General features: G+C 38.3%; 23 protein-coding genes. 14 read left to right on the forward strand and 9 right to left on the reverse strand.

What is annotated here, in order from left to right:
* Position 1: 1 nt before the first annotated feature.
* The 5 genes from pbpC to ychF form a co-directional block, all read right to left on the reverse strand.
* A complete protein-coding gene (gene pbpC / locus ABDZ97_RS09570) occupies positions 2-2,398 on the reverse strand; it encodes a penicillin-binding protein 1C (protein ID WP_343786970.1) in 2,397 nt (798 codons plus the stop codon).
* 6 nt (positions 2,399-2,404) lie between these two features.
* Complete coding sequence (locus ABDZ97_RS09575) at positions 2,405-7,903, reverse strand: alpha-2-macroglobulin family protein (protein ID WP_343786972.1); 5,499 nt, start codon at positions 7,901-7,903, stop codon at positions 2,405-2,407.
* A gap of 204 nt (positions 7,904-8,107) precedes the next feature.
* Positions 8,108-8,557, reverse strand: coding sequence for a DUF5684 domain-containing protein (locus tag ABDZ97_RS09580; RefSeq protein WP_343786974.1), 450 nt, complete (start codon positions 8,555-8,557; stop codon positions 8,108-8,110).
* A 117-nt stretch (positions 8,558-8,674) separates the two neighbouring features.
* Complete coding sequence (locus tag ABDZ97_RS09585) at positions 8,675-9,277, reverse strand: 2OG-Fe(II) oxygenase (protein WP_343786976.1); 603 nt, start codon at positions 9,275-9,277, stop codon at positions 8,675-8,677.
* A 241-nt stretch (positions 9,278-9,518) separates the two neighbouring features.
* Complete coding sequence (ychF, locus tag ABDZ97_RS09590; protein WP_343786978.1) at positions 9,519-10,616, reverse strand: redox-regulated ATPase YchF; 1,098 nt, start codon at positions 10,614-10,616, stop codon at positions 9,519-9,521.
* 91 nt (positions 10,617-10,707) lie between these two features.
* Here ychF and ABDZ97_RS09595 point away from each other — a divergent pair, with 91 nt between their 5' ends.
* Genes ABDZ97_RS09595 through ABDZ97_RS09625 form a run of 7 tightly spaced genes read left to right on the forward strand, consistent with a single transcriptional unit; the run spans position 10,708 to position 15,703 of the window.
* Positions 10,708-11,265 (forward strand): L-threonylcarbamoyladenylate synthase, encoded by a 558-nt coding sequence (locus tag ABDZ97_RS09595; RefSeq protein WP_343786980.1) that lies wholly within the window; start codon positions 10,708-10,710, stop codon positions 11,263-11,265.
* 27 nt (positions 11,266-11,292) lie between these two features.
* Positions 11,293-12,732, forward strand: a complete 1,440-nt coding sequence (locus ABDZ97_RS09600) for a CCA tRNA nucleotidyltransferase (protein ID WP_343786982.1) — start codon at positions 11,293-11,295, stop codon at positions 12,730-12,732.
* A 38-nt stretch (positions 12,733-12,770) separates the two neighbouring features.
* Positions 12,771-13,313, forward strand: coding sequence for an IS1096 element passenger TnpR family protein (locus tag ABDZ97_RS09605; protein WP_343786984.1), 543 nt, complete (start codon positions 12,771-12,773; stop codon positions 13,311-13,313).
* 9 nt (positions 13,314-13,322) lie between these two features.
* The gene (locus ABDZ97_RS09610) at positions 13,323-14,027 is read left to right on the forward strand and encodes a class I SAM-dependent methyltransferase (protein WP_343786986.1); all 705 of its coding nucleotides are present in this window, start codon (positions 13,323-13,325) and stop codon (positions 14,025-14,027) included.
* 3 nt (positions 14,028-14,030) lie between these two features.
* Complete coding sequence (locus tag ABDZ97_RS09615; protein WP_343786988.1) at positions 14,031-14,915, forward strand: TraB/GumN family protein; 885 nt, start codon at positions 14,031-14,033, stop codon at positions 14,913-14,915.
* A complete protein-coding gene (locus ABDZ97_RS09620; protein ID WP_343786990.1) occupies positions 14,916-15,374 on the forward strand; it encodes an FKBP-type peptidyl-prolyl cis-trans isomerase in 459 nt (152 codons plus the stop codon). It begins immediately after the preceding gene.
* Positions 15,375-15,376: 2 nt separating this feature from the next.
* Positions 15,377-15,703 carry a nucleotide pyrophosphohydrolase gene (locus ABDZ97_RS09625; RefSeq protein ID WP_343786992.1) on the forward strand — a complete coding sequence of 109 codons (327 nt, stop codon included), beginning with the start codon at positions 15,377-15,379 and terminating at the stop codon, positions 15,701-15,703.
* Positions 15,704-15,710: 7 nt separating this feature from the next.
* Here the strand turns inward: ABDZ97_RS09625 and ABDZ97_RS09630 are convergent, their stop codons facing one another.
* Entirely contained in the window at positions 15,711-16,463 is a 753-nt protein-coding gene (locus tag ABDZ97_RS09630; RefSeq protein WP_343786994.1) for a hypothetical protein, read from the reverse strand.
* Positions 16,464-16,743: 280 nt separating this feature from the next.
* Between ABDZ97_RS09630 and mnmA the strand changes: the two genes are divergently transcribed.
* From mnmA to ABDZ97_RS09645, 3 genes are all read left to right on the forward strand, one after another.
* Complete coding sequence (gene mnmA, locus ABDZ97_RS09635; RefSeq protein WP_343786996.1) at positions 16,744-17,925, forward strand: tRNA 2-thiouridine(34) synthase MnmA; 1,182 nt, start codon at positions 16,744-16,746, stop codon at positions 17,923-17,925.
* Between the two features lie 111 nt (positions 17,926-18,036).
* Positions 18,037-20,028 (forward strand): tetratricopeptide repeat-containing sensor histidine kinase, encoded by a 1,992-nt coding sequence (locus ABDZ97_RS09640; protein WP_343786998.1) that lies wholly within the window; start codon positions 18,037-18,039, stop codon positions 20,026-20,028.
* The gene (locus ABDZ97_RS09645) at positions 20,021-20,668 is read left to right on the forward strand and encodes a response regulator transcription factor (protein WP_343787000.1); all 648 of its coding nucleotides are present in this window, start codon (positions 20,021-20,023) and stop codon (positions 20,666-20,668) included. Before ABDZ97_RS09640 ends, ABDZ97_RS09645 begins: the two co-directional genes overlap by 8 nt.
* 5 nt (positions 20,669-20,673) lie before the next feature.
* Here ABDZ97_RS09645 and ABDZ97_RS09650 read toward each other — a convergent pair whose 3' ends face one another.
* The 3 genes from ABDZ97_RS09650 to ABDZ97_RS09660 form a co-directional block, all read right to left on the reverse strand.
* Positions 20,674-21,069, reverse strand: a complete 396-nt coding sequence (locus ABDZ97_RS09650) for a helix-turn-helix domain-containing protein (RefSeq protein WP_343787002.1) — start codon at positions 21,067-21,069, stop codon at positions 20,674-20,676.
* 250 nt (positions 21,070-21,319) lie between these two features.
* The gene (locus tag ABDZ97_RS09655; protein WP_343787004.1) at positions 21,320-21,517 is read right to left on the reverse strand and encodes a hypothetical protein; all 198 of its coding nucleotides are present in this window, start codon (positions 21,515-21,517) and stop codon (positions 21,320-21,322) included.
* 143 nt (positions 21,518-21,660) lie between these two features.
* On the reverse strand, positions 21,661-22,071 hold the full coding sequence (locus ABDZ97_RS09660; RefSeq protein ID WP_343787006.1) for a hypothetical protein: 411 nt from the start codon (positions 22,069-22,071) through the stop codon (positions 21,661-21,663).
* Positions 22,072-22,230: 159 nt separating this feature from the next.
* On the opposite strand from ABDZ97_RS09660, the gene ABDZ97_RS09665 reads away from it, so the two are divergent.
* From ABDZ97_RS09665 to ABDZ97_RS09680, 4 genes are all read left to right on the forward strand, one after another.
* Positions 22,231-23,319: a helix-turn-helix domain-containing protein gene (locus ABDZ97_RS09665; RefSeq protein WP_343787008.1), complete on the forward strand. Its 1,089-nt coding sequence runs from the start codon at positions 22,231-22,233 to the stop codon at positions 23,317-23,319.
* 42 nt (positions 23,320-23,361) lie between these two features.
* Entirely contained in the window at positions 23,362-23,937 is a 576-nt protein-coding gene (locus ABDZ97_RS09670; RefSeq protein WP_343787011.1) for a DUF1287 domain-containing protein, read from the forward strand.
* A gap of 63 nt (positions 23,938-24,000) precedes the next feature.
* Positions 24,001-25,083, forward strand: coding sequence for an acyloxyacyl hydrolase (locus ABDZ97_RS09675; protein WP_343787014.1), 1,083 nt, complete (start codon positions 24,001-24,003; stop codon positions 25,081-25,083).
* A complete protein-coding gene (locus ABDZ97_RS09680) occupies positions 25,080-25,817 on the forward strand; it encodes a GIN domain-containing protein (RefSeq protein ID WP_343787016.1) in 738 nt (245 codons plus the stop codon). The genes ABDZ97_RS09675 and ABDZ97_RS09680 overlap by 4 nt, the downstream gene beginning before the upstream one ends.
* The last annotated feature ends 28 nt before the right edge of the window (positions 25,818-25,845 follow it).

Consider the following 25,845-nt stretch of genomic DNA (forward strand, 5'->3'; position numbering starts at 1 on the left):
ACTAGTCATCTATCTGGTTTTCGTTCACCAGAGAAAGCTGTAACATTCGCTCTCTTCCGTTTTCGTCAACTACGGTTAGTCGATAATCACCGCTTTCCCCAATAATGGGCATTTCATGAATGTGTTTTGTCTCTCCTAAATAGGTGTCATTCAAGTACCAGAACAAGGTTTTATCAGAGTTCCTATGCGCAACTTTCGCGAGCATTGGTTGAACATTTCCGTAAAAATCTTTCGTCAGATAAATAATAGACTTATCTCTGGGATATATAAAAGCGATGCCTGATTCATCCTGTGAACACCCTTCTCTAAAAGGAGGTAAGATCTTATAGAAAGCATTTCGTTTTTTAAAATAAAATTCCATCACAGGTGGTAATGTAAACCAGGGGATTGTTTTTATCTCTTCCGGAGACGCACAACTGGTATTAATTCTGTATTCCTCATTCCGATCAACAGTTATGGTATGATGGTAAGGGCAAACCTCGGTCTCTTCTCCCCGTTTGGGAATCCACTTCAATTCAGACGCACAATTCGGTCCGGCCAGAAATCCACTTTTTGTACAGATTTCACTAAGTAACATGCCTGTTTCGGGGCGTCTAAATGGTTGAGAGACCGGTAGCAGATTAAACACATCAAATAATATCGGAGAAGCATAACCAACTCCTGTCAGTTGAGGCCTCCCTTCACCATTAGCATTGCCTACCCAAACACCCACAACATAATCGGGAGACACACCTATCGCCCAGGCATCCCGGTTTCCGAAACTTGTACCTGTCTTCCAGGAGATTTTCCTGGAGGAACTATAAAATTTCCAGGCTTCATCTTCTGCCGTACGGTTGACTTCCTGCATCGCTTTGAATGTTTCGTATACAGAACCGGCATCAACTTTTGTTGGTTGAAGTGAGATTGTACCGAAATCTTTTTGATCTTCTGCAGATAGAGAAAGTTCCTGAAATTCACCTCGGCGGTAACGCTGCTCATTTTGGGAATAATAATTCAGTGTAGATGCATAGTTGGCGTATACCTTACATAAATCCCAAAGCGAACTTTCTGCACCTCCGAGAATCAGGGATAATCCATAATGTCCCGGATGTTTGTTAATAAATCCTTGTCCATAAAAACGGAGATCTTCATAGAATGAGTTCACACCATATTTTTGAAGAGACAGTACTGCCGGAATATTTAAAGACCGGGACAAGGCATCCCTTGCAGGCACAGCTCCGTCGTATGTGGAATTGAAGTTTTGGGGAGTAAAGCCTGATATTTGTGTAGGAATATCGGGGAGTAACATATCAGGCAATAGCATACCTTCATTCAACATTTCTGCAAACAATAAAGGTTTAAGTACACTTCCCGTACTTCTTGGTGCCGGGATAATATCCACGTCTTTTCCGTGTTCATTATCTGTAGGAGTGTTTCCAATGTACCCGATCACATTTCGGGTGTCAACTTCCACTACAAGAATAGCCATATTGTGTACTTCGTTTTGGCTATAAATACTGTGGAAGTTGGCGGTAATCTGAGAAAGTCGTTGTTGAAGCGCGTAATCAATAGTAGAAGTGAAACGAGGTGAATCCGATTGACTCGCAACTCTCTCTACCAGATGTTTGGAGAAATCGGGTAACGGAAACGGTTTTGACGGAAGTGGTTCACTGATTGCTAATTGATACGTCATTTCATCAATCAGATCATTTGTTTTTAATCGTGAGAGGAGTTTATTTCGTTTTACACGCAGTTTATCCTGATTTTTACCCGGATAAATCAACGAAGGAGCATTGGGAAGTACAGCCAGTGTTGCAGCTTCTGCCCATGATAATTGGTGTGGAGCAACGCCAAAGTAGCGCCAGGATGCCATTTCTATTCCGACTACATTGCCTCCGAAAGGAGCATGAGAAGCATACATACGTAGAATTTCATCTTTTGTATAGCGAAATTCCATACGCGTTGCCCAGATCATTTCTATGAATTTTTCTCCATAGCTTCTCTCCTGCCCTTTTCGTGCCAACCTGACAACCTGCTGAGTAATTGTACTTCCTCCGCGAACCACTCTACCTGATTTCATATTGTCAAAAAGAGCATTGACGATAGAAACCGGGTTAATGCCAGGGTGTTGATAAAAATACTGATCCTCGAAGGTCAATACACAGTGTTTGTATTTTTCAGGAACAGAATCCACCTCAGGAAAACGCCATTGTCCGTCTTCTGCAATTTTTGCACCCAGAAGATAACCATCCCTGCTTTCAACGACTACCGAGTAAGGATCGTGAAAAAGAGAATCGGGAAGAAACCAATAATACCAACCAGCAAGATAAACGATTACTATCGTCTTTATCGGATTTCTTTTAACCTTTTTCCACCAATACAGCAAGAAGTTACCACAAGCCCCCCGGATCATATTCATTACAGACTATTTCGATATGTCCACCCATTCACCGGTTGTTCTTACGCGATAATCATTATTATACATAGCCTCAGCTTGCGCACCTGGCAGGTAGTATCTTCCGGTGTATGAAGCATTTAAGCGTACCGTAAATACTTTTCGCTCACCACCTTTCAGACTAAAGTAAAAGTTGGAGCGATCATCACGAATATCAATATGATCTGCTTTCGAGTTACCTGAAGAACCATAATCAGTATAGCGCATATTGATAATTTCAAACCCGGAAGGAATGATATGCGTCAAAGCTACATTCTCTATTCTTTCGGATGAAGTGTTTTGAATCTGTATTTCTGCTTCAATCTCACTCCCCTGACTAATTTGACCTAAGGTAACCGGAGAACCACTCTTTGTGCGGTAAACAACCTGTAAACTAAGATTATTACTAAAACTCTTCTCTTCTCCTACTGGAAGACGACCAGAGGATAATACTCTTGTATAGAGCGTATTTCCTCCACTGTTTTTCACCTTCACAGTATTACTTCCTGTTTTGATGTCAATTTTCTCTCGCACTAATGATTTAGAAGATTGGAAAGAAGTTGTTTTACCGTTTACTGAGACACTCCCTTTAACCCCAGACTCACCACTTATGGAGGCAAAACGGGCAATAGCATATAATGCGTAAGCAGTGGTTTGTGTACTCATCCATTTGTCGGAAGAAAGCTGTTGTGCCAGTTTTTCTGCTTGCTTTTTAGCCTGATATTGATCGCCTGTTAATACTAGAGTTTCGAGAAGCATTGCTCGATTCCTGTCGATAGAACCGTAGTAACTATATCCTCTGGTTTTCAGATCTTCCAGCTGACTTGATTTAACCAGTTGTTGAGCTGCGTTTTTCTGTCCGGCTAAAGCATACGTAGCAGCGAGTCGCAATCGGGAAACAGAAGACAAACCGGTAGTGGATTTCAATCGGTTCATAGAAGCCAGATCCGGTTTTCCTGCCAATGCTAATGTGAATAAACGATAAGCCTGCTCAAAGTCATTTCCATAAATAGTCGAGAAACGCCACTCTCGGGCAGCTTTCTGCTGATAAGCTATCCATGAGGATTTTAAATTGACAGGCAGTACATATCCTTTTTTCTCTGCTTCGAGAAGGAAGTGTCCGACATAAGATGTTGCCCATTCATCAGCTTGCTGTTGCCCCTGCCAATATGCAAAACCACCGTTTGAAAGTTGGAACGAAGAAAGTTTTCGAATTCCATTTAAGATATTATTCTTGATTTTGAACTTCTCCGAAGATGTCAATTCAGTAATTTCCTCCAGATACAACTGTGGGAAAACAGTCGATGTAGTCTGTTCCAGACATCCATGTGGATAACGGATCAGATAATCAAGACGTCGACTAAGATCAATAGCCGGGAAAGAAGAGACTTCCAGCCATGCTTCATTGGTTCCTGCTACTCCAAAAGTAGAAAAGTCAATGTTCTCACTACCGGATGCATTGATTACAGCATCATACGTTTCAAAGGTCACCGGATTAGGATTGAAAATATCTAATTCCACCTCGTAATAAGCTTTTTCACTCCCCGAAGTAGCTAAAACCTGGACTTTTCCGATTCCCTCAACCGGATTGACTTCCAGATCAAAATAAGCCATTTTTTCATCTGGAGAAGAGAAGGTTAAGGTTTGTTTATCTGATCCGATCACACGAATTGCATTGTTGGTTTTAATCTGGATAGAAACATTTTTCACTTTGCTTTCCATAGCAAATACAGTAATCGGAAGTTTAATCTTTTCTGTAGGAGATAATTTCCGGGGTAGCGAAGCCAGTACCATCAACGGTTTCCGGACAGGTGTTGCTTTTTCGGCTGATCCGTAGGATTCATTCTCGAGATTACCGGCTACAACCATTGTTCGCACACTACCTATGTAATATGGCATCTTAATGGTATGTTTTTTACTCTTACCGGGTTGTAAAGTGAAAGGACCATAATACATCACAACGGGTTTAAAGCGATTTGCCTTTTTCGCTTTTGCACCGCTCAGGTCTTCGTCACCACCGATAGAGAAGATTTGCTCTATTTTTCCTCCGAAAGCTCCGATTACTTCATTGTACATATCCCAGGTTCTTACACCTAAAGCTTCTCTTGCGTAAAACTCTTTCCAGGCATCCGGTGTTTTAAAACGGGTCAAATCCAATAAGCCTTCATCGACAACCGCCAGTGTATACGTCATTGGTTTACCGTTTTTCTCGTTTACTTCAACTGTAAAATTCTCTTCCGGTTGCAATACGTCCGGCATTTTTATTTGTGGTTCGAGCACTGTTGAGCGATCGACTACCTCAATAGGTATGACCCCATACATACGGATCGGAGCGTCATTTTTGGTTGTGCTATGTGGTTGAAGTGAAGTAATATGAACAAAAACATTCGGAGCCATTTCCTGTGTTATAGGTAATTCGAACTTCGTTTCTCCTTTTTGCGTAGAAACCCAGAAAGTCTGTACAACTTTTGATCCGTTTTCAAGAGAAACCAAAGCTCGTCCTCCCTGGCTGGAAGGGAAAGAAATCGCTGCTTTTTCGCCGACATCGTACTTTTCCTTATCTGTATTGAACACGAGCATCGTTGCATTATCAGATCCATCATTTTTTGACTTACCGGACCAGTAAGGCCAATCAATAAGAACGGTTGTTCCGGCAGCATGTCCCCCCGAAGGATCATACACTCGTACCAGATAACGTCCCCAGTCGTCATCTTCTGCTTTAAAACTAAAAGATGCCTTTCCTGAAGAGTTTGTTGAAATATGATAGTTTTCTACCGGTGTTCTTCCATACGAAGAAGTATAATGTGACAAGTTTTCATAGCTGGCATCCCACCACCATCTCCAACTGATTTTCCAGATCTTTACCTGAAGCTCATTAACCGCTTTTGGACGACCTTTTTCATCAACCGTAACAACAGTAAACTGATTTTTCTTTCCGGTTTCCAAAAGTCCGTATTTATTCGGTTCCGGAGTTTGAAGTCCGACATACGTTGAATACGGAGAGTAATCAACCGTCATTACATCTGTACTGAAATCTCCCCCATTTTCATAGGCTTTTGTCATTACAACAGCTTTTAACATTCCGGGAGCTTCATTTTCAACCTGAGGACGAATGGAATAAGATGCTACTCCTAAGTCATTCAAGGATCCGGAATAAAGTGAAACTTCTTCCGTTTCAAAACTTCGAACCGGATCATCAAAAATGAAATTATCATAGTTTTTGAACTTTGTGGTTTGTGCAGAAAATTTGGCTGACATGTCCAGCTTCAGATTTTTCGCAATTGCACCATGTAACCAGTTAACCTGTACAGTTCCTTTGTTGGTGGTCCGCGCAGAAATTACATCACTGTCTAACCTGTTGTTAATTTTTAGTCGGTTGGGTTTTATCGTCTCTATTTTTATTCGTTTATAGAAATGTGCCCCTCCAACACTAACAACAGATTCCCAGTTCCCGGTGGTCGCATTTTCATCTGTAGGAATCACAAATGTATAGTGATGTTCCTTTGTTGAATTTTGAACTTCCTGGTATACAATTTTTCCGTTAGGATCTCGCAACTTAAACTTGATCGGATGGTTTTTTCCAATAGGATTCTCCGTATCATTCAACATAAATCCGATGAAAAGTGTATCACCTGGACGCCATACACCTCGTTCACCATAGACATATCCTTTTAATCCTTTCTGGAGTTTTTTACCGGAAACATTAAAATTACTGACAGAGTTCGCATACCCTTCGTCTAATTTCAGATAGGTTGTACTTTTATCTTTTTTGACAACAGCAAAATAGGCATACTTATTTGCTTTTCCTGATGCAAAACCTTCTGAATCTGTCGTTAATGTCGTGATTAATTGTTGCTGATACGTAAACAACTCAATTTTAGCACCTGACACCGGTTCGGAAGAAATGATATTGTTAACGGCAAAAAAGTAACTTCCGTTTTCACCTCTTTTAGCGATGACACCAAGATCAGAAGCCAGGATATTCATGCCAATCGGGCTGCGCCTGTAATAAGAAGCTTCACACGGATCTTTTTTATTAAGGTATTCATAATTGTCATACCAGTAATAGTCGTAGTAATCATACTCATCAACGGAACGAACATCATACGGATTATGCTCACTGGTTTCTTCATCTTCTCCGTTATACGCAATGTCGCAACTGTAAAGCGAATAAGAACGTTTAAAACCTATTTCGACACGGTAGATTGCTCCCGGATCGGGTTGAATGAAGGTGGAGAGATCAATGGCGTAGTTGGTCCAACGTTTTGCTGCCCGGCTATTTTTTTCAGCCAGTTCTATTGTTTTTTCAGCTACCGGAGCGGCAACTCTTCTCAGGTTTCGTGTCCCGTTTAATTCATTCTCTTGTAAGAATTGTAAAATGTTGTTGGTGAAAATTTTATAGACTTTAACATCTACTTTTTTCAGGTTTACAGCTTCAAAATTAACTTTCAGAGCAGCGGATCCCGGTAAAATTGAACCATTCCTGGTGAATCTGATATTGGGCTTCAATTGACTGAAAGATACTTTTTCACTATGGTTTTTCTTCATTTTATAGCCTTCTTCACTTTGAATCCCCTGAAAAACTTCAACGAGTAATTCACCATCAAGAATATCATTAAAAAGTACTTTCAAAATGTTTCCTTCTGTCTTAAAACGGAGATTTGACGCTGTTTCAACCTGAATAAGCCCCTTTAAATTTTGTCCTTTTCGAATAGGATCTGAAAAATTGATATGAAGCATTTGCTCTCCTTCGTCAATTACTTCCATCTGGATGATTTTAAAATTCTCTTTACCCGGAATTTCAAAACGTTGCTCCCCTTTTTGGTCAAGACCTAATTCTGTTCCATCCCATTTAATAGTCAGGTAGCTGTCTTTCACTTCCCGTTTAATGCTGTCGATAACAAAAGGGAATTCACGTGTTGAAGACATTTGCTTATCCAGTTTTACCTGTACGTTTCGATCACCTTGAGAAGCAGAAATAAGTTGTTGAGCTTCTTCAAAGTCCATATCATCACTTGTAGTAAGAATCCCGTTAAGGTACTGCCAATCTTTACTATACGATTGCAAATCGAGTGTTTCGACTACAAAATCTTGTTTAAAGGTCTTAAATGAAAAGTTGAATTCGCTTAATTCCGAAGGTACTTCTGTTACCTCTGATAGATGAAAAGTGATCCGGTATTCAGTATCCTGCTCGAGATCCTTTTCAGGAATAAAAGCAATCGAATTAGTCGATAGAGCCACTACCTTTCCATCTGTTGACGGAGTGATGTCAAAAAGGGAGCTACTAAGTTCTTCCTGAGGTTTCCAGTCGGTATTCTCAAATGCCAGGACAACATAGATATCTGACTTTTTGGAAATGAGTCCGGAAGTATAATCCGAAATATATTCTCCAAAAAGGGAAGGATCCGAATTAAACTCTTCAAGTGAAACTTCTTTACCACATGTAATCAGTAATAGTGGTAAAAGTAGAAAGATCAATACTTTTTTCATCGAAATAGAATAAAGGTAAAACAAGTAAAACCAAGGTCCATCCACCGCGGAAGGTAGCCCGAATAAAAGTAGGAAAAATACTCGTCTCTGCCGGATGGTTCAGGCAAATTGTTGAAAACTCACCCCTGTTTTTCGAAACTTCTTGGGTAGAAACTAAAAAAGCTCCCGGTCAGGGAGCTTTTCAAAAAAAAGTTGATATAATATTTATGCCAGAATTGCTTCGTCTGAGTTCTGGTCTTCGTATTGGTAATTTCCAAATGCCAGAATAGCCATAAAAATAAGGTTGAAAAATATTAAGCCAACAGCGAAACCGGCACCTTGACCAAAAGCTTTTGCAATTCCAACTTGTAGAAGAATAGCAAAAACGATTAGTCCGACTACTGCTACCAAATTAAGAATTAAGAATAAAAACGGAGGAAGTACACCCGCAAGTAAACCTAATAAAAGAGGAGCGAAGAACCAGATAGCCCACCATGTAGGTTTTTTTGCTATTTGAATAAATACAATTAAATTATAGATTGGAATGATAGCTGCCCAACCAGGTTGCCCTGCTTTTGTAAATAATTTCCACATAACAATAATTTGGAATACTGCCAGTCCAAGGACAAATAATCCATACGCTGCCAAGACAGCAATAAGTTCGTTTACATTCATAATAAATTGTTTTTAGTTTAGACCAAAGTAGAAAAAACTTATTCGAAACAATGTTATTTGTGGATTAATTTATTAACAACTCAGACGAGAAACTTGTTAATAAAAGAGTTGAACTACTTACTTTAACCACCCTGTAATACTTAATCTTCTGCGTTTGGCGGGCAACACTTCATGTTCGATTAAGTCGGATTTAAAAAGAATTGTTTTTCCGAATTCAGGGCGCAATAATAGTGTTCTGTCTTCCAGATAGAGAACCAACTCTCCCCCGTCTTCGGGTTGCCAATCCTTATTCAGATAAGTTATGATGGAATACTTGCGGGAATTGTCATTCATAAACCGGTCAATGTGACGTTTATAAAAGGCTCCTTCTTCATAACATGCATAGTGAAATTCACCTCCCTGTATTCCGGCAAAACAAGTTCGGTTCATATACTCACTAAAAGCAGCTACACCATCCATAAATTCTTTCTCTACAGGGTGTTCCGGATGGTCTTTTAACCAGAGAATTTTATCTGATCGGATCTGTTTATCGATACTTACCAGTTCTTTGTTTCCAATTCCTGCTGTACGCAGCCGTTCTTCTTCCAGATGATATTCTAATCTGGAAGTCAGTGCTTCCAGCATATTTTCATCAAAAAAACCGTCAAATACAGCGAAATTCTCATTTATTAATCCCGATATGATTTCCTCATACAACGGATTAAGATCAGTTCCATACATGTCTCACGTATTAGTAATAACACACTCAAACAACATGCCTCAAACCGTCTTTATTTCAGCCGATTGGGACGAATTTTTTGGCGAGCGAAAATAGAAAAAAAATGATTTGAATGAACATCCAGTGAAAAAAAATGATGGTATAGAATCAATATTGAAAATCAGTAGTTTGGGAGAGGTGTAAATAAAAAACGGGCTGATAATTTCAGCCCGCAACTATTTTCTTCAGAGAAAAGAATTTTACTTATACATTGAATCGGAAGTGCATGATATCTCCGTCATGAACAATATACTCTTTCCCTTCTACTTTCATTTTTCCTACTTCTTTGACTTTGGCTTCAGACCCCAGCTCAATGAAGTCATCATATTTCATTACTTCAGCACGAATAAACCCTTTTTCAAAATCCGTATGGATTACGCCGGCAGCCTGTGGAGCTGTCCAGCCTTTTTTAATCGTCCAGGCTCTAACTTCTTTTACTCCAGCGGTAAAATACGTTTGTAGATCCAATAGTTTATATGCTGAGCGAATCAGACGATTTACCCCTGGCTCTTCAAGTCTCAGTTCATCCAGGAACATTTTGCGCTCTTCGTATGTATCAAGTTCAGTTATATCCGCTTCAATTTTGGCTCCGATCACCAGTACTTCAGCGTGTTCGTCTTTAACTGCTTCTTTTACTTTTTCAACAAATTCATTACCTGTTTTCACAGAAGATTCGTCGACATTACACAAATAAAGAACAGGTTTGGAAGTGATCAATTGAAACTCCCTTACAAAAGGTTCTTCAGTCTCCTCAAACTCCATTCCCCGAATATTCTTTCCTTGCTCCAGGTGAGCTTTGATTCGTTCAGCCAGTGCCATTGATTTTACGGCATCCTTGTCTCCTGACTTAACAACTCTCGACAACGCCTGAATACGTTTTTCTATGGTTTCAAGGTCTTTCAGTTGTAATTCAGTGTCAATAACCTCCTTATCACGAATAGGATCGACAGAACCGTCTACGTGCACAATATTGTCATCCTGAAAACAACGAAGAACATGGATAATGGCATCTGTTTCACGGATATTGGCTAAAAACTGATTCCCAAGTCCCTCTCCTTTAGAAGCTCCTTTAACCAGTCCGGCAATATCCACTATTTCCATAGTTGTTGGGATAACGCGTTCCGGGTTGACTAGCTTTTCGAGCTCAACCAGGCGGTTGTCAGGAACAGAAATAGTCCCGACATTCGGCTCTATTGTACAAAACGGAAAGTTTGCCGATTGCGCTTTTGAATTGGATAAACAGTTAAAAAGAGTGGATTTACCGACATTAGGCAATCCTACGATACCACATTTTAATGCCATTTTCTGAAAAATTTGGTGGCAAAGATAGTTAAATTACATGATTTCTTTTTGTTGTACTGCTTTCATAAATAAATTTGTAAAAAAATCAATTATGAGTGACTTTTTGAAAGCGACCGAAGTTATCAGGTCCGGGGGAGTAATTCTTTATCCGACAGACACCATTTGGGGATTGGGGTGTGATCCGTCGAATAGCGAAGCTGTGAAAAAAGTGATGGTTATTAAACAAAGAGATGAATCAAAGAGTTTTATTTTGCTGGTAGACAGTGTTCCTATGTTAGAGAGGTTTGTGCCGGAATTCCCTGAAATCTGTTATGATTTGATTGACACAGCCATTGATCCTTTAACAATTATTTACCCTACTTCGCAAGGGCTTTCTTCGCTTGTTACGGGACAGGATGGTTCCATAGGAATCAGAGTAACGCAAGATCCGTTTTGCAAAAAATTGATTCAGACTTTACGAAGACCGATTTTATCTACTTCTGCCAATATTTCAGGAAAACCTTTCCCAACCGATATTGAAAGTGTAGATGAAAATATTGTTCGACAGATAGATTTTACACTGAATAATCCGAACTTTAAATCATCCGAAACACCTTCAAAAATTATTAAAATCGGTAAAAACGGGGAAATCGAATTGATAAGACGTTAATGTCTTTGTATATTTGCACCCCCATTTATGGAAAACAATTTTTCACCATACCTAAAACACCCTGTATTTAAGGTGGTTTCGCAAATAGCGGGAGAAAATAATTTGTCCTGTTATGTAATCGGCGGATATGTACGCGATCTTCTTTTGGACCGTCCGTCAAAAGATATTGATATTGTCGTTGTCGGAAACGGACTTGAACTGGCCAGAATGGCTGGTGAAAAACTCCGGGTCAAAAAAGTCAACTACTTTAAAAACTTTGGCACGGCCCAATTCATATACAAAGATCTGGATGTCGAATTTGTAGGAGCCCGTAAAGAATCGTACCAGCGGGATTCCAGGAAACCGATTGTAGAAGACGGTACACTTGAAGACGATCAGAACCGGAGAGATTTTACCATTAATGCAATGGCGATTAATCTTCATCCTGACCATTTCGGAGAATTAGTTGATCCCTTCGGAGGGATTGAAGATCTTGACAAAGGAATTATTCGTACTCCTTTGGATCCGGGAATTACGTATTCGGATGACCCTCTTCGGATGATGCGTGCAATTCGGTTTGCAACGCAGCTGGATTTTAAAATAGAGACAGCGAGCCTAAAAGCCATTAAAGAGAACGCCGAAAGATTGGATATCATTTCGAAAGAGCGTATTATGGATGAGTTGAATAAGATCATCCTCTGCCCTGTTCCATCCCGTGGATTTCAATTATTATTCTCAACGGGATTATTGCATCGGTTCTTTCCGGAAATGACGGCTTTACAGGGAGTTGAAACCATTAACGGACATTCGCATAAAGATAATTTCTATCATACACTAGAGGTGTTGGATAATATCTCTGAAAATACAGATAACCTTTGGTTGCGATGGGCAGCGATTATGCACGATATTGCCAAACCTCCCACCAAACGTTTCGATGAACAGGCAGGATGGACCTTTCACGGACATGAAGATCTTGGTGCAAGATGGGTTCCTCGGATCTTTTCCCGGTTGAAACTACCATTGGATCACAAAATGAAGTACGTCCAGAAATTGGTTCGCTTGCATTTACGCCCTATTTCTCTTGTTAAAGGCAATGTTACAGATTCAGCTGTTCGCCGATTGTTATTTGAGGCCGGAGATGATATAGATGATCTGATGACGCTTTGCAATGCGGATATTACTTCCAAGAATGAGTTTAAAGTAAAACGCTACAAAAAGAACTTTACGATTGTTAAGGAGAAATTACATGCCGTAGAAGAGAAAGATCGTATCCGAAACTTTCAACCACCTGTCACGGGTGATATAATTATGAAAACTTTTGGTATTGGTCCCTGCTCTGAAATAGGAACAATAAAAGCAGCTATTAAAGAGGCTATCCTGGAAGGTGAAATTCCGAATGAATATGATCAGGCCTATGCATATATGTTAGCGAAAGGGACTGAATTAGGACTGAAAGTTCAGGGAAGTATATCAAAACAGGCGAATTAAATTATTCTTGCTACTTTCGTAGCACTTTTTATCAAAAAATGAGCGCATATAAATTCAGAGTTCTATTAGACAGTGATAAAGAAGAAGAAATCTTCCGAGACATTGTTATTGCTAAATCCGATAACTTCGAGCATTTGTATCGAACTATTTTGGATGCTTTTGGATTTAAAAATGAAGAAATGGCCTCATTCTACATGAGTAATGAGGATTGGGATAAGGGGGAAGAAATTACCCTGATGGATATGTCTTTTGGCGAAGAGGAGAATGATACGGTTCTTATGAATCAGACCGCTTTAGAGACTATGGTCGAAGAGGCTGATCAGAAAATTATACTTGTTCATGATTTCCTTAAAATGTGGATTTTCCTTATTGAGTTGCAGCAGGAAACAAATGAGGAGGTTACGACTCCCTATGTAGCTTTATCCATTGGTGATGCTCCTGATGAAAATTCCAAAAGTGAAGACTTTATGATGGAGTCTGAATTTAGTGAAGACGACGAAGATATGTTTGACGATATAGATTCGTATGATGACGAAGATTTTTCAGAAGGCTTTGAGAGTTACGACGAATACGACTACTAGAATTTAATCATGTTTGAAAAAGATCCTTTCGGACACGCGATTCACGACTATGTGAAAGGTAGTCCGACACCCGATATTATTGTTCGTTCAGAACTTTGTGAGGACGACAGTATGGAAGTAGAATTGCTCTTCCGGGATTTTGAAGAAATGCCGGAGCTGGAACAAATCGCATTAAAGCGTTGTTCGGGAAAGATCCTGGACGTAGGAGCTGGTGCGGGATGTCATGCGAAATGGTTAAAACAACAAGGTCTGGAAGTTTCTTTAATTGAACTATCCAAAGGAGCGGTTGAATACCACATTACGCAGGAGTTAAATAGTCGTTGTATTGACTTTTTTGACCTGAAGGGAGAGCAATACGACACACTTCTTTTCCTTATGAACGGAATCGGTATCGGAGGAGAACTGAAAAATCTTGAACCTACATTGCGACAAGCTTATGAGTTGACCACTCCGAAAGGAAAGGTCCTTTGTGATTCCAGTGATTTGCGATACCTCTATGAAGATGATGAAGGAGGATATTGGGTAAATCTGAACGCCGAATATTATGGCGAATATGATTTCCAGATGCAGTATAAAGAAACGCAGGGAGATTGGTTTAAATGGTTATATGTTGATTTCCATACGTTGAGCGATTGTGCTGAAAAAGTAGGCTTTTCGGTAGAGCTACTTTATGATAAAGATTATCATTATCTTGTCGAACTGACCAAAAAATAAACAATGAATAGATTACCTGTTGTATTAGCAATGCTACTCCCCTTTCTGTTTTCTTGTGGAGTAGAAAAACAAGCGGAAGGCACTCCTGAAAGCTCCCTTCTGTGGAAAATTGAAAAAGAAGGAATGACCACGGATGCTTATCTGTATGGTACAATGCACCTTATAAATAAAGAATACTTTTATTTTCCGGAGAAACTCCAGAATTTGGTCAAAAAGTCAGATGTTCTTGTTATGGAATTAGGGGCTCTTCCTGATTATGCTTCAGCGATGAGTCTGATGTTATTACCCGAAGGAGAATCGATCAACGATTATTTCACTGAAGAACAAATGGAACTTGTTTACGATTTCATGGAGAGTGAAATGAACATGAATAAAGAAGCCTTTGACCTTGCTTTTGGAAGAATGAAACCTTTTATCATATTGCAATTAGTGACATCAAAACAATTCTCCGGAGAAACAGAATCTTTTGAGCTTTCGTTCACGAACCTTGCGAAGGAAAACGAAATGGAGATCATCGGACTGGAGACTGTAGAGCAACAATTGGGATTTTTCGACCAAATTCCTCAGAGCGGTATGGGTTCAATGATAACTCAGTATTTTGAGGAAAAAGATAAAATGGAGGAAGAAACGGAGAAGCTGCAAAAAATATACCGGGCAGGTAATCTGGATAGTCTGGCTGTTTTTATGAAAGAAACTTCTCAGGAGTTATTGGATTTTGAGGATATCCTGTTAACGAATAGAAACAAAGCATGGATTCCTGAAATTGAAAAAATCATCTCTGAAAAGAATGCGTTTATTGCAGTGGGAGCTGCCCATTTGGCCGGAGAAAACGGAGTTATTGAATTACTGAAAAAGAAAGGATACACTGTACAACCAATTTTGTTTTAGATGAAGGGACTCTTTAGACTTTTACCATTGATAATACTATCTGTGCTTACTGCCTGCTCAGGTTATTCGGACGAAGAACTAGCGTTGTTTGATCAGGAAATCCAAAAATACCTGAAGGAAAAGAAAATTGAAGATGTGGTGCGAACAGAATCCGGTTTGTACTATCGTATTATTAAAGAAGGAGATGGACCGGAGATTCCTTATGATGCGATAATATCTGTAAACTATAAAGGGTATCTGACAAATGGTAGGCCTTTTGACAGTCAGCTGGGAGAGCCTGTAGATTTGGACTTGAAACGACTGGTTAATGGGTGGCGTGAAGCCATGTTGTATATGCATGTTGGTACAAAAGCACAATTATTTATCCCTCCTGATTTAGGATATGGTCAGCAGGAAAAAAGTGAAATACCTGCCCATTCAATATTGATTTTTGATCTGGAAATACACGATGTTAAATAACTATGACACTTCAGGAAGCACAGAAAATTGTTGATGATTGGATAAAAGAGTATGGTGTTCGCTATTTTGACGAATTGACCAATACAGCAGTTCTTATGGAGGAAGTAGGAGAAGTTGCGCGCATTATGTCGCGCCGCTACGGAGAACAAAGTGAAAAGGAAAGTGACAAAAATAAAGATTTGGGTGACGAACTGGCCGACGTTCTTTTTGTGTTGATTTGTCTTGCTAATCAAACAGGAATCGATCTAGAAAGTGCAATGCGCAAAAACCTGGAAAAGAAAACAGGCAGAGATCATACAAGACACAAAAACAACCCCAAACTTTCCTGATCACAGGTTACTTTTCCTCATAAATATATTCTTCTTCCGTATGCTTGGGGACCAAGTTGTTGATGGATTTGTAATGTTCTAATTTATCTTTAATAAACAGGATCAGATCATAATCAGATGCTGTTTTCAGGAATTCTTCAGAAATATTAAGGAATTGGATAAATTCTACAAACTCTTCTTCATCCAAATCAATAATGTCATACGAAATATAATTACGAAGTAATTCACGCAATACTAAATTAATATTGTCCTGATGTTCCATTTCAGCAACAAGTCTCTTGGATCGTTCTTTTTTACTGAAGCGCTCATAAAGAGCTGTAATTGGACTTTGAATTACATTTATTCCTGTAATGGAACGGGTTTCTTTAAAAGCTAGTCGTTCGCGTTCCTCTTTGAGTTGATCCAGTGTTTTTATAGGTTTTACAACTACATCCGAAGACTGATAGGATAACTGAGCAATTGTTTTGGTAATACGCATAGTACAATACTGGTTGTCGTTCACTATAAATCCCACGCTTTTATAACCCGTTATAGATAATACAATGGAATCACCATTATTAGCAGCAAAAGTGAATGACCCGTCAGGACGTCCAAAATATCCTTTTCCTGATGATTTATTAATAATCATTAAATTATAAAATGCCGGAAGTTGTAAAGAATCAACCACCCGTCCCGATACGGTTACTTCAGTACAATTTTGCGCCTGGCTAAGAAAAGAGCTGAATAATGTTGTTACGAGTAGTATTGTCCATTTTCTCATGAGCCAAAGATACAAAATGCACCGATCTGATTTGTTAATTATAGTTAATCGAAGATAAAAGAATTGGTTACAAATGTAATTAAACGGTTTTTCATTAAGTAGAAATAAGTTGTTACATTTGTAGCTAGTTAATTAAAAAGATTGTGTATAAAGAGTTTGCATAATATCACATTTGTAATCAAATGTTATTTCTACTGAATGAGTTCTTCTTTTAGTATGCATCCGTAATTCAGACAAATTAACCACAAGACTTCATTTTTGATTAATTTTGCAACTGATTATGAAAAAAAGAGTTGTTGTAGGATTGTCAGGAGGTGTGGATTCCAGTGTTGCAGCTTATCTTCTGTTAGAGCAGGGATATGAAGTAATTGGAATGTTTATGAGAAACTGGCATGACGAATCGGTCACCCTTTCAGATGACTGTCCGTGGATTGACGATTCAAACGATGCGCTTCTGGTAGCTCAGCATTTAGGTATTCCCTTTCAGGTAATTGACTTGAGTAAAGAATACAAGGAACGGATAGTAGATTATATGTTTGCGGAGTACGAGTCGGGGCGGACGCCAAACCCTGATGTATTGTGCAATAGAGAGATAAAGTTTGATGTGTTTCTTAAAGCAGCAATGGATCTGGGAGCTGATTATGTGGCCACAGGCCATTATTGTCGTAGAATTGAACACAAAGATGGAACGTTTGGTTTGTTGTCCGGACTGGATTCGGGAAAGGATCAGAGTTACTTTTTATGTCAGTTAAGTCAGGATCAGCTTTCAAAAGCTCTTTTTCCGGTTGGAGATTTACAAAAATCAGAGGTTCGAAAAATAGCAAAGGATGCAGGGTTAATTACGGCAGAGAAAAAAGATTCGCAGGGGCTTTGTTTTGTTGGGAAAATATCGCTTCCTGAGTTTTTACAACAACAATTGAAGGTAAAAACGGGAGAAGTTATTGAGATCCCTGCCGACTTGCCTCAATTGATTAGCTATCAGTCTATTTCGCCTGTTCTTGAGCAGGTAGAGGAACTGAGTAAACCGTTTGTTTTCTCAAAAGAACAAGGTGTTAAAGTCGCTGAACATCAAGGGGCTCATTTTTATACCATAGGACAACGAAAAGGTTTACATATCGGAGGGCGACCTCTTCCCTCTTTTGTTCTGGCTACAGATACACAAAATAATATTGTTTTCTCAGGGCAGGGAGATGATCATCCGGGGTTAAACAGGTGGGCATTATTTATCAAAAATGAAGATTTTCATACTATTAAACCTTCTCTTCATTTTGATGTAGGTAATACCGCTGATTTTAAAGTTCGTATACGATACAGACAGGCTTTGCAAGAAGGTGTTTTGCTTCGGAAAGAGGAAGGGTATTATGTGTTGTTTAAAAGTTTGCAAAGAGGGATTACTCCCGGTCAGTTTGCTGCTTTTTATGACAAGGATGAATTGGTAGCCAGCGGAGTTATTTTTTCATAGTGTTTTCTTTGGTGGAATGGTAAATAAGACTAATGTCGTATTGTATTATTTATCAATTCCTTTCAATTTTGTCAAAAACATCTAAATTTAGACGTTTTGATATAGTAAACTATGAAGAATATTCTTGTAACCTGCTTATTAGCTTCTACTTTTCATTTCAGTGGATTAAATGCCCAGGAATCTTTATTTTTGGATAAAGCAGAGCTTTTTTATGGGGATTATGAATATGATTCAGCTCTGTTTTACTACAATAAAGCGTATGTTGAAATCAGTTCCGATAGTATTGAGAAAAAAGCTCGTGTAAATTACCGGATGGGACAAGCCTTTCTTAGAAAAGGGGAAAGAGAAAGTAGTATTGCGAGATTTGAATTGGCAGCAGAAGCATTTAAAAAAGTAGGAAATCTCGATAATTACTGGATTGCCAATGGGCAGATGGCTCGTATCTATGATGATATGGGAGATATGAACAAGGCAATTGAATTGGGAGAGAAAATTGTTCATTATTTTGTAAGCATAGAGGATACAGCTTCAGTAATAACAAATAAGTATAATCTGGCTTTATTTTACTATCATAAAGATGATTTAGATAAATCAATTAAACTATTACTTGAATCAATAGAAGATTGTGGGGAGGGGTATCCAAAATCGAAATCAAAGGCTCTGAATCAGGTTGGGAACATATGGGCAGACGCATATGGAAATGAAAAAAAAGCGCTCGAATATTACCGTAAAGCACAAAAGATTAAGCTAGAGCTGAATGATTACGCATCTATTGCTTTTGGTTACAATAATATAGGTTTATCTCATAAGAATCTAGGTCAGCCGGACAGTGCTATGCACTATTATTTACTGGCCTATGAGTATGCTATAAAGAGTAACGACCCCTCTGCCCAGGTAAATCCTGAAGTAAACATAGGAAACCTGTTAAAGAAACAGGGGCTTTACACCGAAGCTATCCCTTATTTTTTAAAGGCTTATGAAAAAATAAACCTTTTGCCTGTAAAACAAAAAATTGTCGTTACAACGGCATTGGGTAATTTGTACAATGATCTAAAAAAGTATCAGAAAGCCATTCAATTCCTGACAGAAGCAAAGGAATATTCGGAAGAAACGGATGAAAAAAGAGATCTGCTTGAAGTGTATTCCTACATTGCTTTCGCATTTGCTTCTGTAAATCAATTTGAAGAAGCGTATGAAAACCAATTAAAATTCAGCAATCTTCAGGGAGAACTAAATAAGATTGAGAGCGAAGTAGAGTTGACAGATGCCCTGGTGAAGTACGAAACTGCCGAAAAAGAAAAAGAGGTACTTAAACAACAAAAAGAACTGGAAGTAAATCGATTAGAAAAGCAACGTTTACAATATGCAGTATGGAGTGTGATCCTGGTGACGATACTGGTTATTATAGCAGCAGTCCTACTCTACTATCGTAAAAAAGAAGAGGTAAGAAGAAAGAATCTGGAACTTTCTCTGGCAAGACAAGAGGCGCTGAACAGAATACAGGAGGACAGACTCCGTATTTCGCGGGAGCTACATGATAATATAGGTTCTTACCTCACTTTTATTAATGCCAGTGTAGAAAACCTTAATAATGATAACGCACTTACAGGAGATCAGCGGATCGGTAATGTGCGAAGTATGTTGAAACGTACGATGAAGGAGTTGCGTAATACGGTTTGGATTTTGAATAATGAGAATGCTTCGTTGGATGAAATAGCTTTGCGTATGAGGGAGTTTCTCTCTCCTGATAACAGCGATATTCAAGTCTCTATAGATGTGTTAGGTAATGAAAGTGCAGAATTGAATGAAGCAGAAACAACACATCTTATTCGCCTTATTCAGGAGGCTGTTAATAATGCACTAAAGTATGCACAAACTCCATCCATTGATATTGTTTTTCAGTGTGATTTAGAAACAGTTCAGTTTGAGGTGAGGGATTACGGAAAAGGGTTTGATAAAGAGACGGGGCGCACCGGAAATGGATTGAGGAATATGGAGTACCGCATCAGGGAACTGGGAGGCGAACTGAGTATAGACAGTATTATAGGAAAAGGAACTACAATTGCCGGAAAATTTACACTAAAAAGCAAACAACATGAATAAAATACGAGTAGCAATCGCAGAGGATAACCAATTGGCTCTGCAGGCTCTTTTGGAGCGTTTAAAGCCGTATGAAGAGATTAAGATAAAACATATTTCATCCAATGGTAGTGATTTGTTGGATAAATTAGAGGAAGATAATAATCTTGAAATTATTCTGATGGATATTCAAATGCCGGTAATGAATGGCATTGAAGCTACTTGCGAAGTTATAAAACGATGGCCGCATATAAAAATACTCATGATCACTATGTTTGATGATGATGAAAGTTTATTCAATGCGATTATGGCCGGAGCTACAGGGTATTTGTTAAAAGAAGACAATGGAGAGATGCTTTACAAAGCGATTACTGACACAACATTAGGTGGAGCAGCTATGAGTCCAGGAATTGCATTACGAGCCTTAAAAATGGTGAAAACACCGTTTCAGGGAATAAAAACCACGGAAGATTTTGGATTGACTCCAAGAGAACTAGAATTGTTAAACCAACTTAAGAGCGGGTTAACTTATGAACGAATTGCTTCTAATTTGAATATCAGTTATTTTACTGTGCGTAAGCATATTGAGAATATTTATAAAAAATTGCAGGTAAGAAATAAACTGGAGGCAGTCCAGAAAGCATCTGATAATAAGTTGTTGTAAATAAATTAGTTATTCTCAAATATGCGGTAACTTCCATCGGAATAAAACCACACTATTTTTTCTACTTGAGGTGCATTTCCTTTGATTTGCACCTCTTCTTTTTCAGTTTGTTCAAGAGGTGGGGTTTTCTTGTATTCAGCAAGAGGTTCTTCTTTTAGTTGATTACTATCTGTTACATTTGTAACAATTTGCTCTTGCTTGACTTTACCTGTTATTAACCAATCTGCATTTACACGTGGAAACTTATCCAGTGTTTTTTGTAAAAAGTCAAGACTAGGTTTGTTTCTACCGCTTATTATATGAGAAATACTACTCCTTTGCACACCAATCTTATCAGCAAACTGTGATGCGTTAAGATTATTCATACGCATGATCATTTGTATCCTGTCTTGTATACTCATGTTACAAATGTAATACAAAAAAAGAACTTTCAGAAACAAAATTATTGATTACAAATGTAATTATGTAATGAGGAACATATAAAAACGCGTAAGATAGACTCCCCTACTCTGCATCAGGATATTTTTTATGTATTGGAAGGATTCTTAATTGTAGAAGGAAGATTTATGGAATGGAGCTATATATACATAAGAAAAGCAGTGATGTTATAAATTACTTCACTGCTGTATAAGAGTATAAATGATGTAAAAATCAATTCAGGCTGTACCCGAAAAATATTGGAGTTTTAGGAATACTCTCATCATTTTCAGCTGCTCTGAGAATGTCCATCAGATTAGCAACTTCAAATATTGACAATTCACTATTTGCTCCTTTTTCCTGGTGCAATTTTAGTTTATACCGGGCTGTATTCAATGTATTATTAATCATAATAGGTTCAATAAAATTCATATCTCAAAATTTATTTCGGTTTCTTTTACTGCATTGAATGTTGAAAAGTTTCATTATTACTATAAAAAATTACATTAATAAACTAGTAGTCTTAATTAAAAAGCGAAATAAATATATCTAACTATTTTGTTATCAATTCTTTATTATTCAAAATATTGATTTACTTTTTTATTCATTTTCTTCTGTTTTTTTTCCTTTTTAAATAGTTTAATCAGCTGATCACATAAAGTTATCAACAAGAAGAAAGGAAATAAAATGATCTTTTTGCTATTTCTCTTAACGTTCTTTTTTATGATTTTTCGGAGCTTAGGTTCTTTCTGAGAGGAATGAATACCAAAGAAAGATTCGGATCTGCGACAAAGAATTGTAAGAAAACCTTCTTTTCGAATGTTAGAAAAGGAGAAATCGGTGATAAACTTTCTCCACCACTCTTTCAAAAAGTCTAAAAGTGTACGAAGCGCAAGTAGTAATTCAACAGTTAATTCCTTGAGTAGGCTTTTTAGTTCCTGCTTAATTTCTATTAACTCACTATTGTTTTTTGCAGCTATGTTCATTGTGTACTTGTTTTTGTTTTTCCTTGATTCTACAAAGATCAGGAGATGAGTTTAACGAGTAAATAAGATTAAGTTTTTACTAGTTTCTTAATTTTTATTTGCTTAATAATTGAATAGTAATTAAGTTTTGCTTAATTTTGATTTAGTTATTCTCTATACATGCGGTTATCCCTGACATATCATCCATCAGACTTTCTCCTGAATCGGTTTCAGGATTGGGTTCCTGGATTGACACGTCTGGAGGCATTGATAACCAGAGATAATAAGCTGTACTTTTTTGACGGGGAATCGTTTACTGCTCTATCTGTGAATTCTCCGAATGGAATTCATTTGATAAAACTGAGAAACCGAAAATCGAGATATGCATGGGTTCGGGCTGACTTCTTCTCTTCCGGCACTAGTCAGGTGAACACCCAACTTGGGTTGGAAAGTGAATTAGATCATTTTTGCCTGGCTCTGTTTATTCCGAATAATCAGGATCAGCAATCAGATATTTATCTGTTGGAGTTTCCAAAGCATGTGAATCCCTTCCGGATGCGAAATTCCACGATAAATTTAACGACAGAGGATAAAGAACAGATCGGGGCATTACTTTACTCGGTTTGTTCATCTGAATACCAACGCCAGATTCAGGATAGAAAACTGATGGAATTATTCTCTTCGGGTCAGGAGAACCTGAAAAAAGAACTGGAGCAGACACAAAGAGAGTTGAATGAACTCAAAGCAGGAATAGAAGCCGAAAAACGTGAAAAACTAGTTTTGATCGTTAATGAAATAGCTGTAGAGATGGGAATTCCCTGTCATTTGTCTGAAGCTGCTACAGAGAAGTTGATGTCTGAAAAATGGACAGATCAGACACTAAAAAGAACACTTACTCATGCAGCCGAACTGGAACGAGTGACACAATTTATGAAGCCAAGCATCACTATTTCTGGTTCATTTCTGGAAAAACAGGAGTCAAAAGGAACCCCTGATAGTTCCTTTGTATCTTCTAAATATGATAAAACCATTGCGCTACTGGATAAATACGAAAGTGCCGCAATGGAATTAACGAAGGAGCAGATCCCTGTTAACGGAAAACATATAGCTGAGCGGTTACAGGTTACTCCACCTGCTCTTACAGATGCAGTAAAGAAGAGTACTATGAAGATTAAAATACTGTTAGAAAATCATACGGAGAGATGGCCACTAATACGACAGTATCTGAAACCTGTACATCGGATTGATGCCCGTTCACTATCTGCCTGAATTCAGGAATGAATTTTGTACTCAACTTATAAATTTAGGTGTATGAAAAAGGTAGTCGTTTTGTTTTTCCTATTCTTCTCCATTGTCGTTTCGGCTCAGGATAGTTTTTATAAGCAACTGGCGTTAAAAGCAGGACAGTTGACACTTGTTCCGGTTGTGTATGATCCTACGTACTATTCTATTGCTTATCCGGGCGGAGATATTCCGGAAGGAAAAGGAGTCTGCACAGATGTGGTAATCCGGGCTTACCGGAAATTAGACATTGATTTACAAAAGTTAGTTCACGAAGATATGAAGTCTAACTTTTCTCTTTACCCAAAGATTTGGGGACTTACCAAAACAGATCCAAATATTGATCACAGAAGAGTACCTAATCTGATGAAGTTTTTTGAACGAAAAGGCACTACACTGAAAATCTCTGATAAGGCGAATGATTATTTACCTGGCGATATCGTCTGCTGGAGATTATCCGGAGGGATAACGCATATCGGAATTGTATCAGCAAAAAAATCAACAGATAATCAACGCTTTTTGATCGTACACAACATAGGTTCGGGACAGGTTTTTGAAGATTGTTTATTTTCGTTTACAATCATTGGTCACTACCGATACCGTTAAGCCATTCAAACATTCCACTGCATTTTATTCTGACAGGTCAAGAACTTTTTTATTTTTGCGGTGATGAAATGGAAGTTAACTTGCTTTGCTCTACTCTTTGCTACGGGATCGTTTTCTCAGCTTCGTGATTATGGCAAAAGTATTGAAATTCGTCCGAAAGCCGGGTTTCTTATTGCTCACAGAGCAAATATGAATCATCTGGTAAATTCTCATTTTTATTCAGGCGAGATCATTCTGAATTTTCATGCCAACGGAAGTAAATACTGGCACAAAGCCTATAAGTACCCGACTTTTGGGTTAATGGCAACTGTAACCTATAATAATAACCGGGATGTACTCGGGCAGGCTATAGGTATTGGTGCAAATGTAAAATTACCATTCGTAAATCGTCCCAAATGGGCTTTGAATTCAAGGTTGGCAGGTGGTTTTGCCTACCTTACTAAAAAGTTTGATCAACTGGAAAACCCGAAGAATAATGCAATAGGTACCTATATGAACTTGTTGGTTATTCTGGGAATGGATGTTCAGTTTAAGTTTAAACATGGATTTCTGGGGTTAGGAGTAGATTTTACGCATTATTCGAATTCCGGCACAAAAAAACCGAACCTGGGATTAAATATCCCTTCTGTTTTTCTGAACTATGGGATTTACCTAAAAAAACCGGAATATCTGGACCCTGAATTTGAACCGGCTGAAACGGGATGGAGTCTTTTGTTACACGGAATTTTTTCAATGAATACAAACTATGCGTATCAAACAAAAGCTTTTCCTGTCTTTGGAGTTAATACTTATATGAGTAAGCAATTTGGAGAAAAATCCGGACTTTCGACAGGGATTGACCTGATCTATAATGAGGCTAATCGGAATTTTAAATCTTCTCCTCCGGATCAGAGTTTTTGGGAAACAGCTCAGGTGGGTGTGTTTACTTCTTACGATCTGCACGTTCAACGTTTCATTTTTTATGTGGGAATGGGAATCTACACTTATAATCCCTATAACCCTAATGGCTGGTTCTTTCACAAGTTAGGGGGACGCGTAGAATTAGGAGGAAACTTTTACTTAAACGCTGTTGTTAAATCACATTGGGCGAAAGCGGATTACTTTGAACTTGGATTCGGTTATCAGTTCAAGCTAAAACGGAAATGAAAAAGGTAGTATTCATAACAGGTTGTCTGGTTTTCCTTTTGAGTTGTAAAAAGGAAGAAAACAGAACCTGCTTCAAATCTACCGGAGACCATGTAACTGTCGATTTTCCTCTGGATAGTTTCCTTGAAATGTATTTATGGCAAAATCTCTCCTACAATCTTGTGCCTGACACCGCTAATTTCGTTCGGGTTACTGGAGGTGAAAATCTTGTACGCCATTTAGGGTATTATTATGCAGGGAATACGCTACATCTTGCCAATGAAAACAAGTGTAATTTTCTTCGGTCTTATGATACGAAAATTCATGTTGAAATTCATTACAAACAGTTACAGCGGATTGAATATATAGGTTCAGATAGCTTAACCAATCAATTTCCCGTTTCAGGAGAATATTTCAACCTCTTTGTTAACAAAGGGTCCGGATCAGTGCGACTCAATATCAATACAACCTATAGTAATGCCAGTGTTGTGGAAGGTGTCGGAGATTATACATTTATAGGTACTGTTGGCTATGCACACTTTCAGGTGCATGATAACGGATATGCGGACGTTTCGGGACTTAAAGTGACAGGAGCTTTGGAAATAACGAGCAGTTCTCAGGGGATTATACAATGTAATGCAGACAATATCCCGTTAAAAGTAACGATTGAAGGTCCCGGAGATGTCTGGTGTTACGGTACCCCTTCCGAGTTGGAAGTGATCAAATCCGGAGACGGAAATCTTGTTTTTAAATAACCGTTCTTTTTTGGCTTGGTTTTTGCTA

This window comes from Wandonia haliotis (genome assembly GCF_039523435.1).
In the GTDB taxonomy this organism is placed as follows: Bacteria; Bacteroidota; Bacteroidia; order Flavobacteriales_D; family Crocinitomicaceae; genus Wandonia; species Wandonia haliotis.

Excerpts from the sequence above, each read along its gene's own strand:
- ABDZ97_RS09665 (WP_343787008.1), top strand. The coding sequence starts at position 22,231 with ATGCGGTTATCCCTGACATATCATCCATCAGACTTTCTCCTGAATCGG.
- ABDZ97_RS09640 (WP_343786998.1), top strand. The coding sequence starts at position 18,037 with ATGAAGAATATTCTTGTAACCTGCTTATTAGCTTCTACTTTTCATTTC.
- ABDZ97_RS09575 (WP_343786972.1), bottom strand. The coding sequence starts at position 7,903 with ATGAAAAAAGTATTGATCTTTCTACTTTTACCACTATTACTGATTACA.
- ABDZ97_RS09600 (WP_343786982.1), top strand. The coding sequence starts at position 11,293 with ATGGAAAACAATTTTTCACCATACCTAAAACACCCTGTATTTAAGGTG.
- ABDZ97_RS09655 (WP_343787004.1), bottom strand. The coding sequence starts at position 21,517 with ATGAATTTTATTGAACCTATTATGATTAATAATACATTGAATACAGCC.
- ABDZ97_RS09675 (WP_343787014.1), top strand. The coding sequence starts at position 24,001 with ATGAAATGGAAGTTAACTTGCTTTGCTCTACTCTTTGCTACGGGATCG.
- ABDZ97_RS09650 (WP_343787002.1), bottom strand. The coding sequence starts at position 21,069 with ATGAGTATACAAGACAGGATACAAATGATCATGCGTATGAATAATCTT.
- ABDZ97_RS09660 (WP_343787006.1), bottom strand. The coding sequence starts at position 22,071 with ATGAACATAGCTGCAAAAAACAATAGTGAGTTAATAGAAATTAAGCAG.
- ABDZ97_RS09630 (WP_343786994.1), bottom strand. The coding sequence starts at position 16,463 with ATGAGAAAATGGACAATACTACTCGTAACAACATTATTCAGCTCTTTT.
- ychF (WP_343786978.1), bottom strand. The coding sequence starts at position 10,616 with ATGGCATTAAAATGTGGTATCGTAGGATTGCCTAATGTCGGTAAATCC.
- ABDZ97_RS09615 (WP_343786988.1), top strand. The coding sequence starts at position 14,031 with ATGAATAGATTACCTGTTGTATTAGCAATGCTACTCCCCTTTCTGTTT.
- mnmA (WP_343786996.1), top strand. The coding sequence starts at position 16,744 with ATGAAAAAAAGAGTTGTTGTAGGATTGTCAGGAGGTGTGGATTCCAGT.
- ABDZ97_RS09620 (WP_343786990.1), top strand. The coding sequence starts at position 14,916 with ATGAAGGGACTCTTTAGACTTTTACCATTGATAATACTATCTGTGCTT.
- ABDZ97_RS09680 (WP_343787016.1), top strand. The coding sequence starts at position 25,080 with ATGAAAAAGGTAGTATTCATAACAGGTTGTCTGGTTTTCCTTTTGAGT.
- ABDZ97_RS09610 (WP_343786986.1), top strand. The coding sequence starts at position 13,323 with ATGTTTGAAAAAGATCCTTTCGGACACGCGATTCACGACTATGTGAAA.
- ABDZ97_RS09585 (WP_343786976.1), bottom strand. The coding sequence starts at position 9,277 with ATGTATGGAACTGATCTTAATCCGTTGTATGAGGAAATCATATCGGGA.
- pbpC (WP_343786970.1), bottom strand. The coding sequence starts at position 2,398 with ATGAATATGATCCGGGGGGCTTGTGGTAACTTCTTGCTGTATTGGTGG.
- ABDZ97_RS09580 (WP_343786974.1), bottom strand. The coding sequence starts at position 8,557 with ATGAATGTAAACGAACTTATTGCTGTCTTGGCAGCGTATGGATTATTT.
- ABDZ97_RS09605 (WP_343786984.1), top strand. The coding sequence starts at position 12,771 with ATGAGCGCATATAAATTCAGAGTTCTATTAGACAGTGATAAAGAAGAA.
- ABDZ97_RS09670 (WP_343787011.1), top strand. The coding sequence starts at position 23,362 with ATGAAAAAGGTAGTCGTTTTGTTTTTCCTATTCTTCTCCATTGTCGTT.
- ABDZ97_RS09595 (WP_343786980.1), top strand. The coding sequence starts at position 10,708 with ATGAGTGACTTTTTGAAAGCGACCGAAGTTATCAGGTCCGGGGGAGTA.
- ABDZ97_RS09645 (WP_343787000.1), top strand. The coding sequence starts at position 20,021 with ATGAATAAAATACGAGTAGCAATCGCAGAGGATAACCAATTGGCTCTG.
- ABDZ97_RS09625 (WP_343786992.1), top strand. The coding sequence starts at position 15,377 with ATGACACTTCAGGAAGCACAGAAAATTGTTGATGATTGGATAAAAGAG.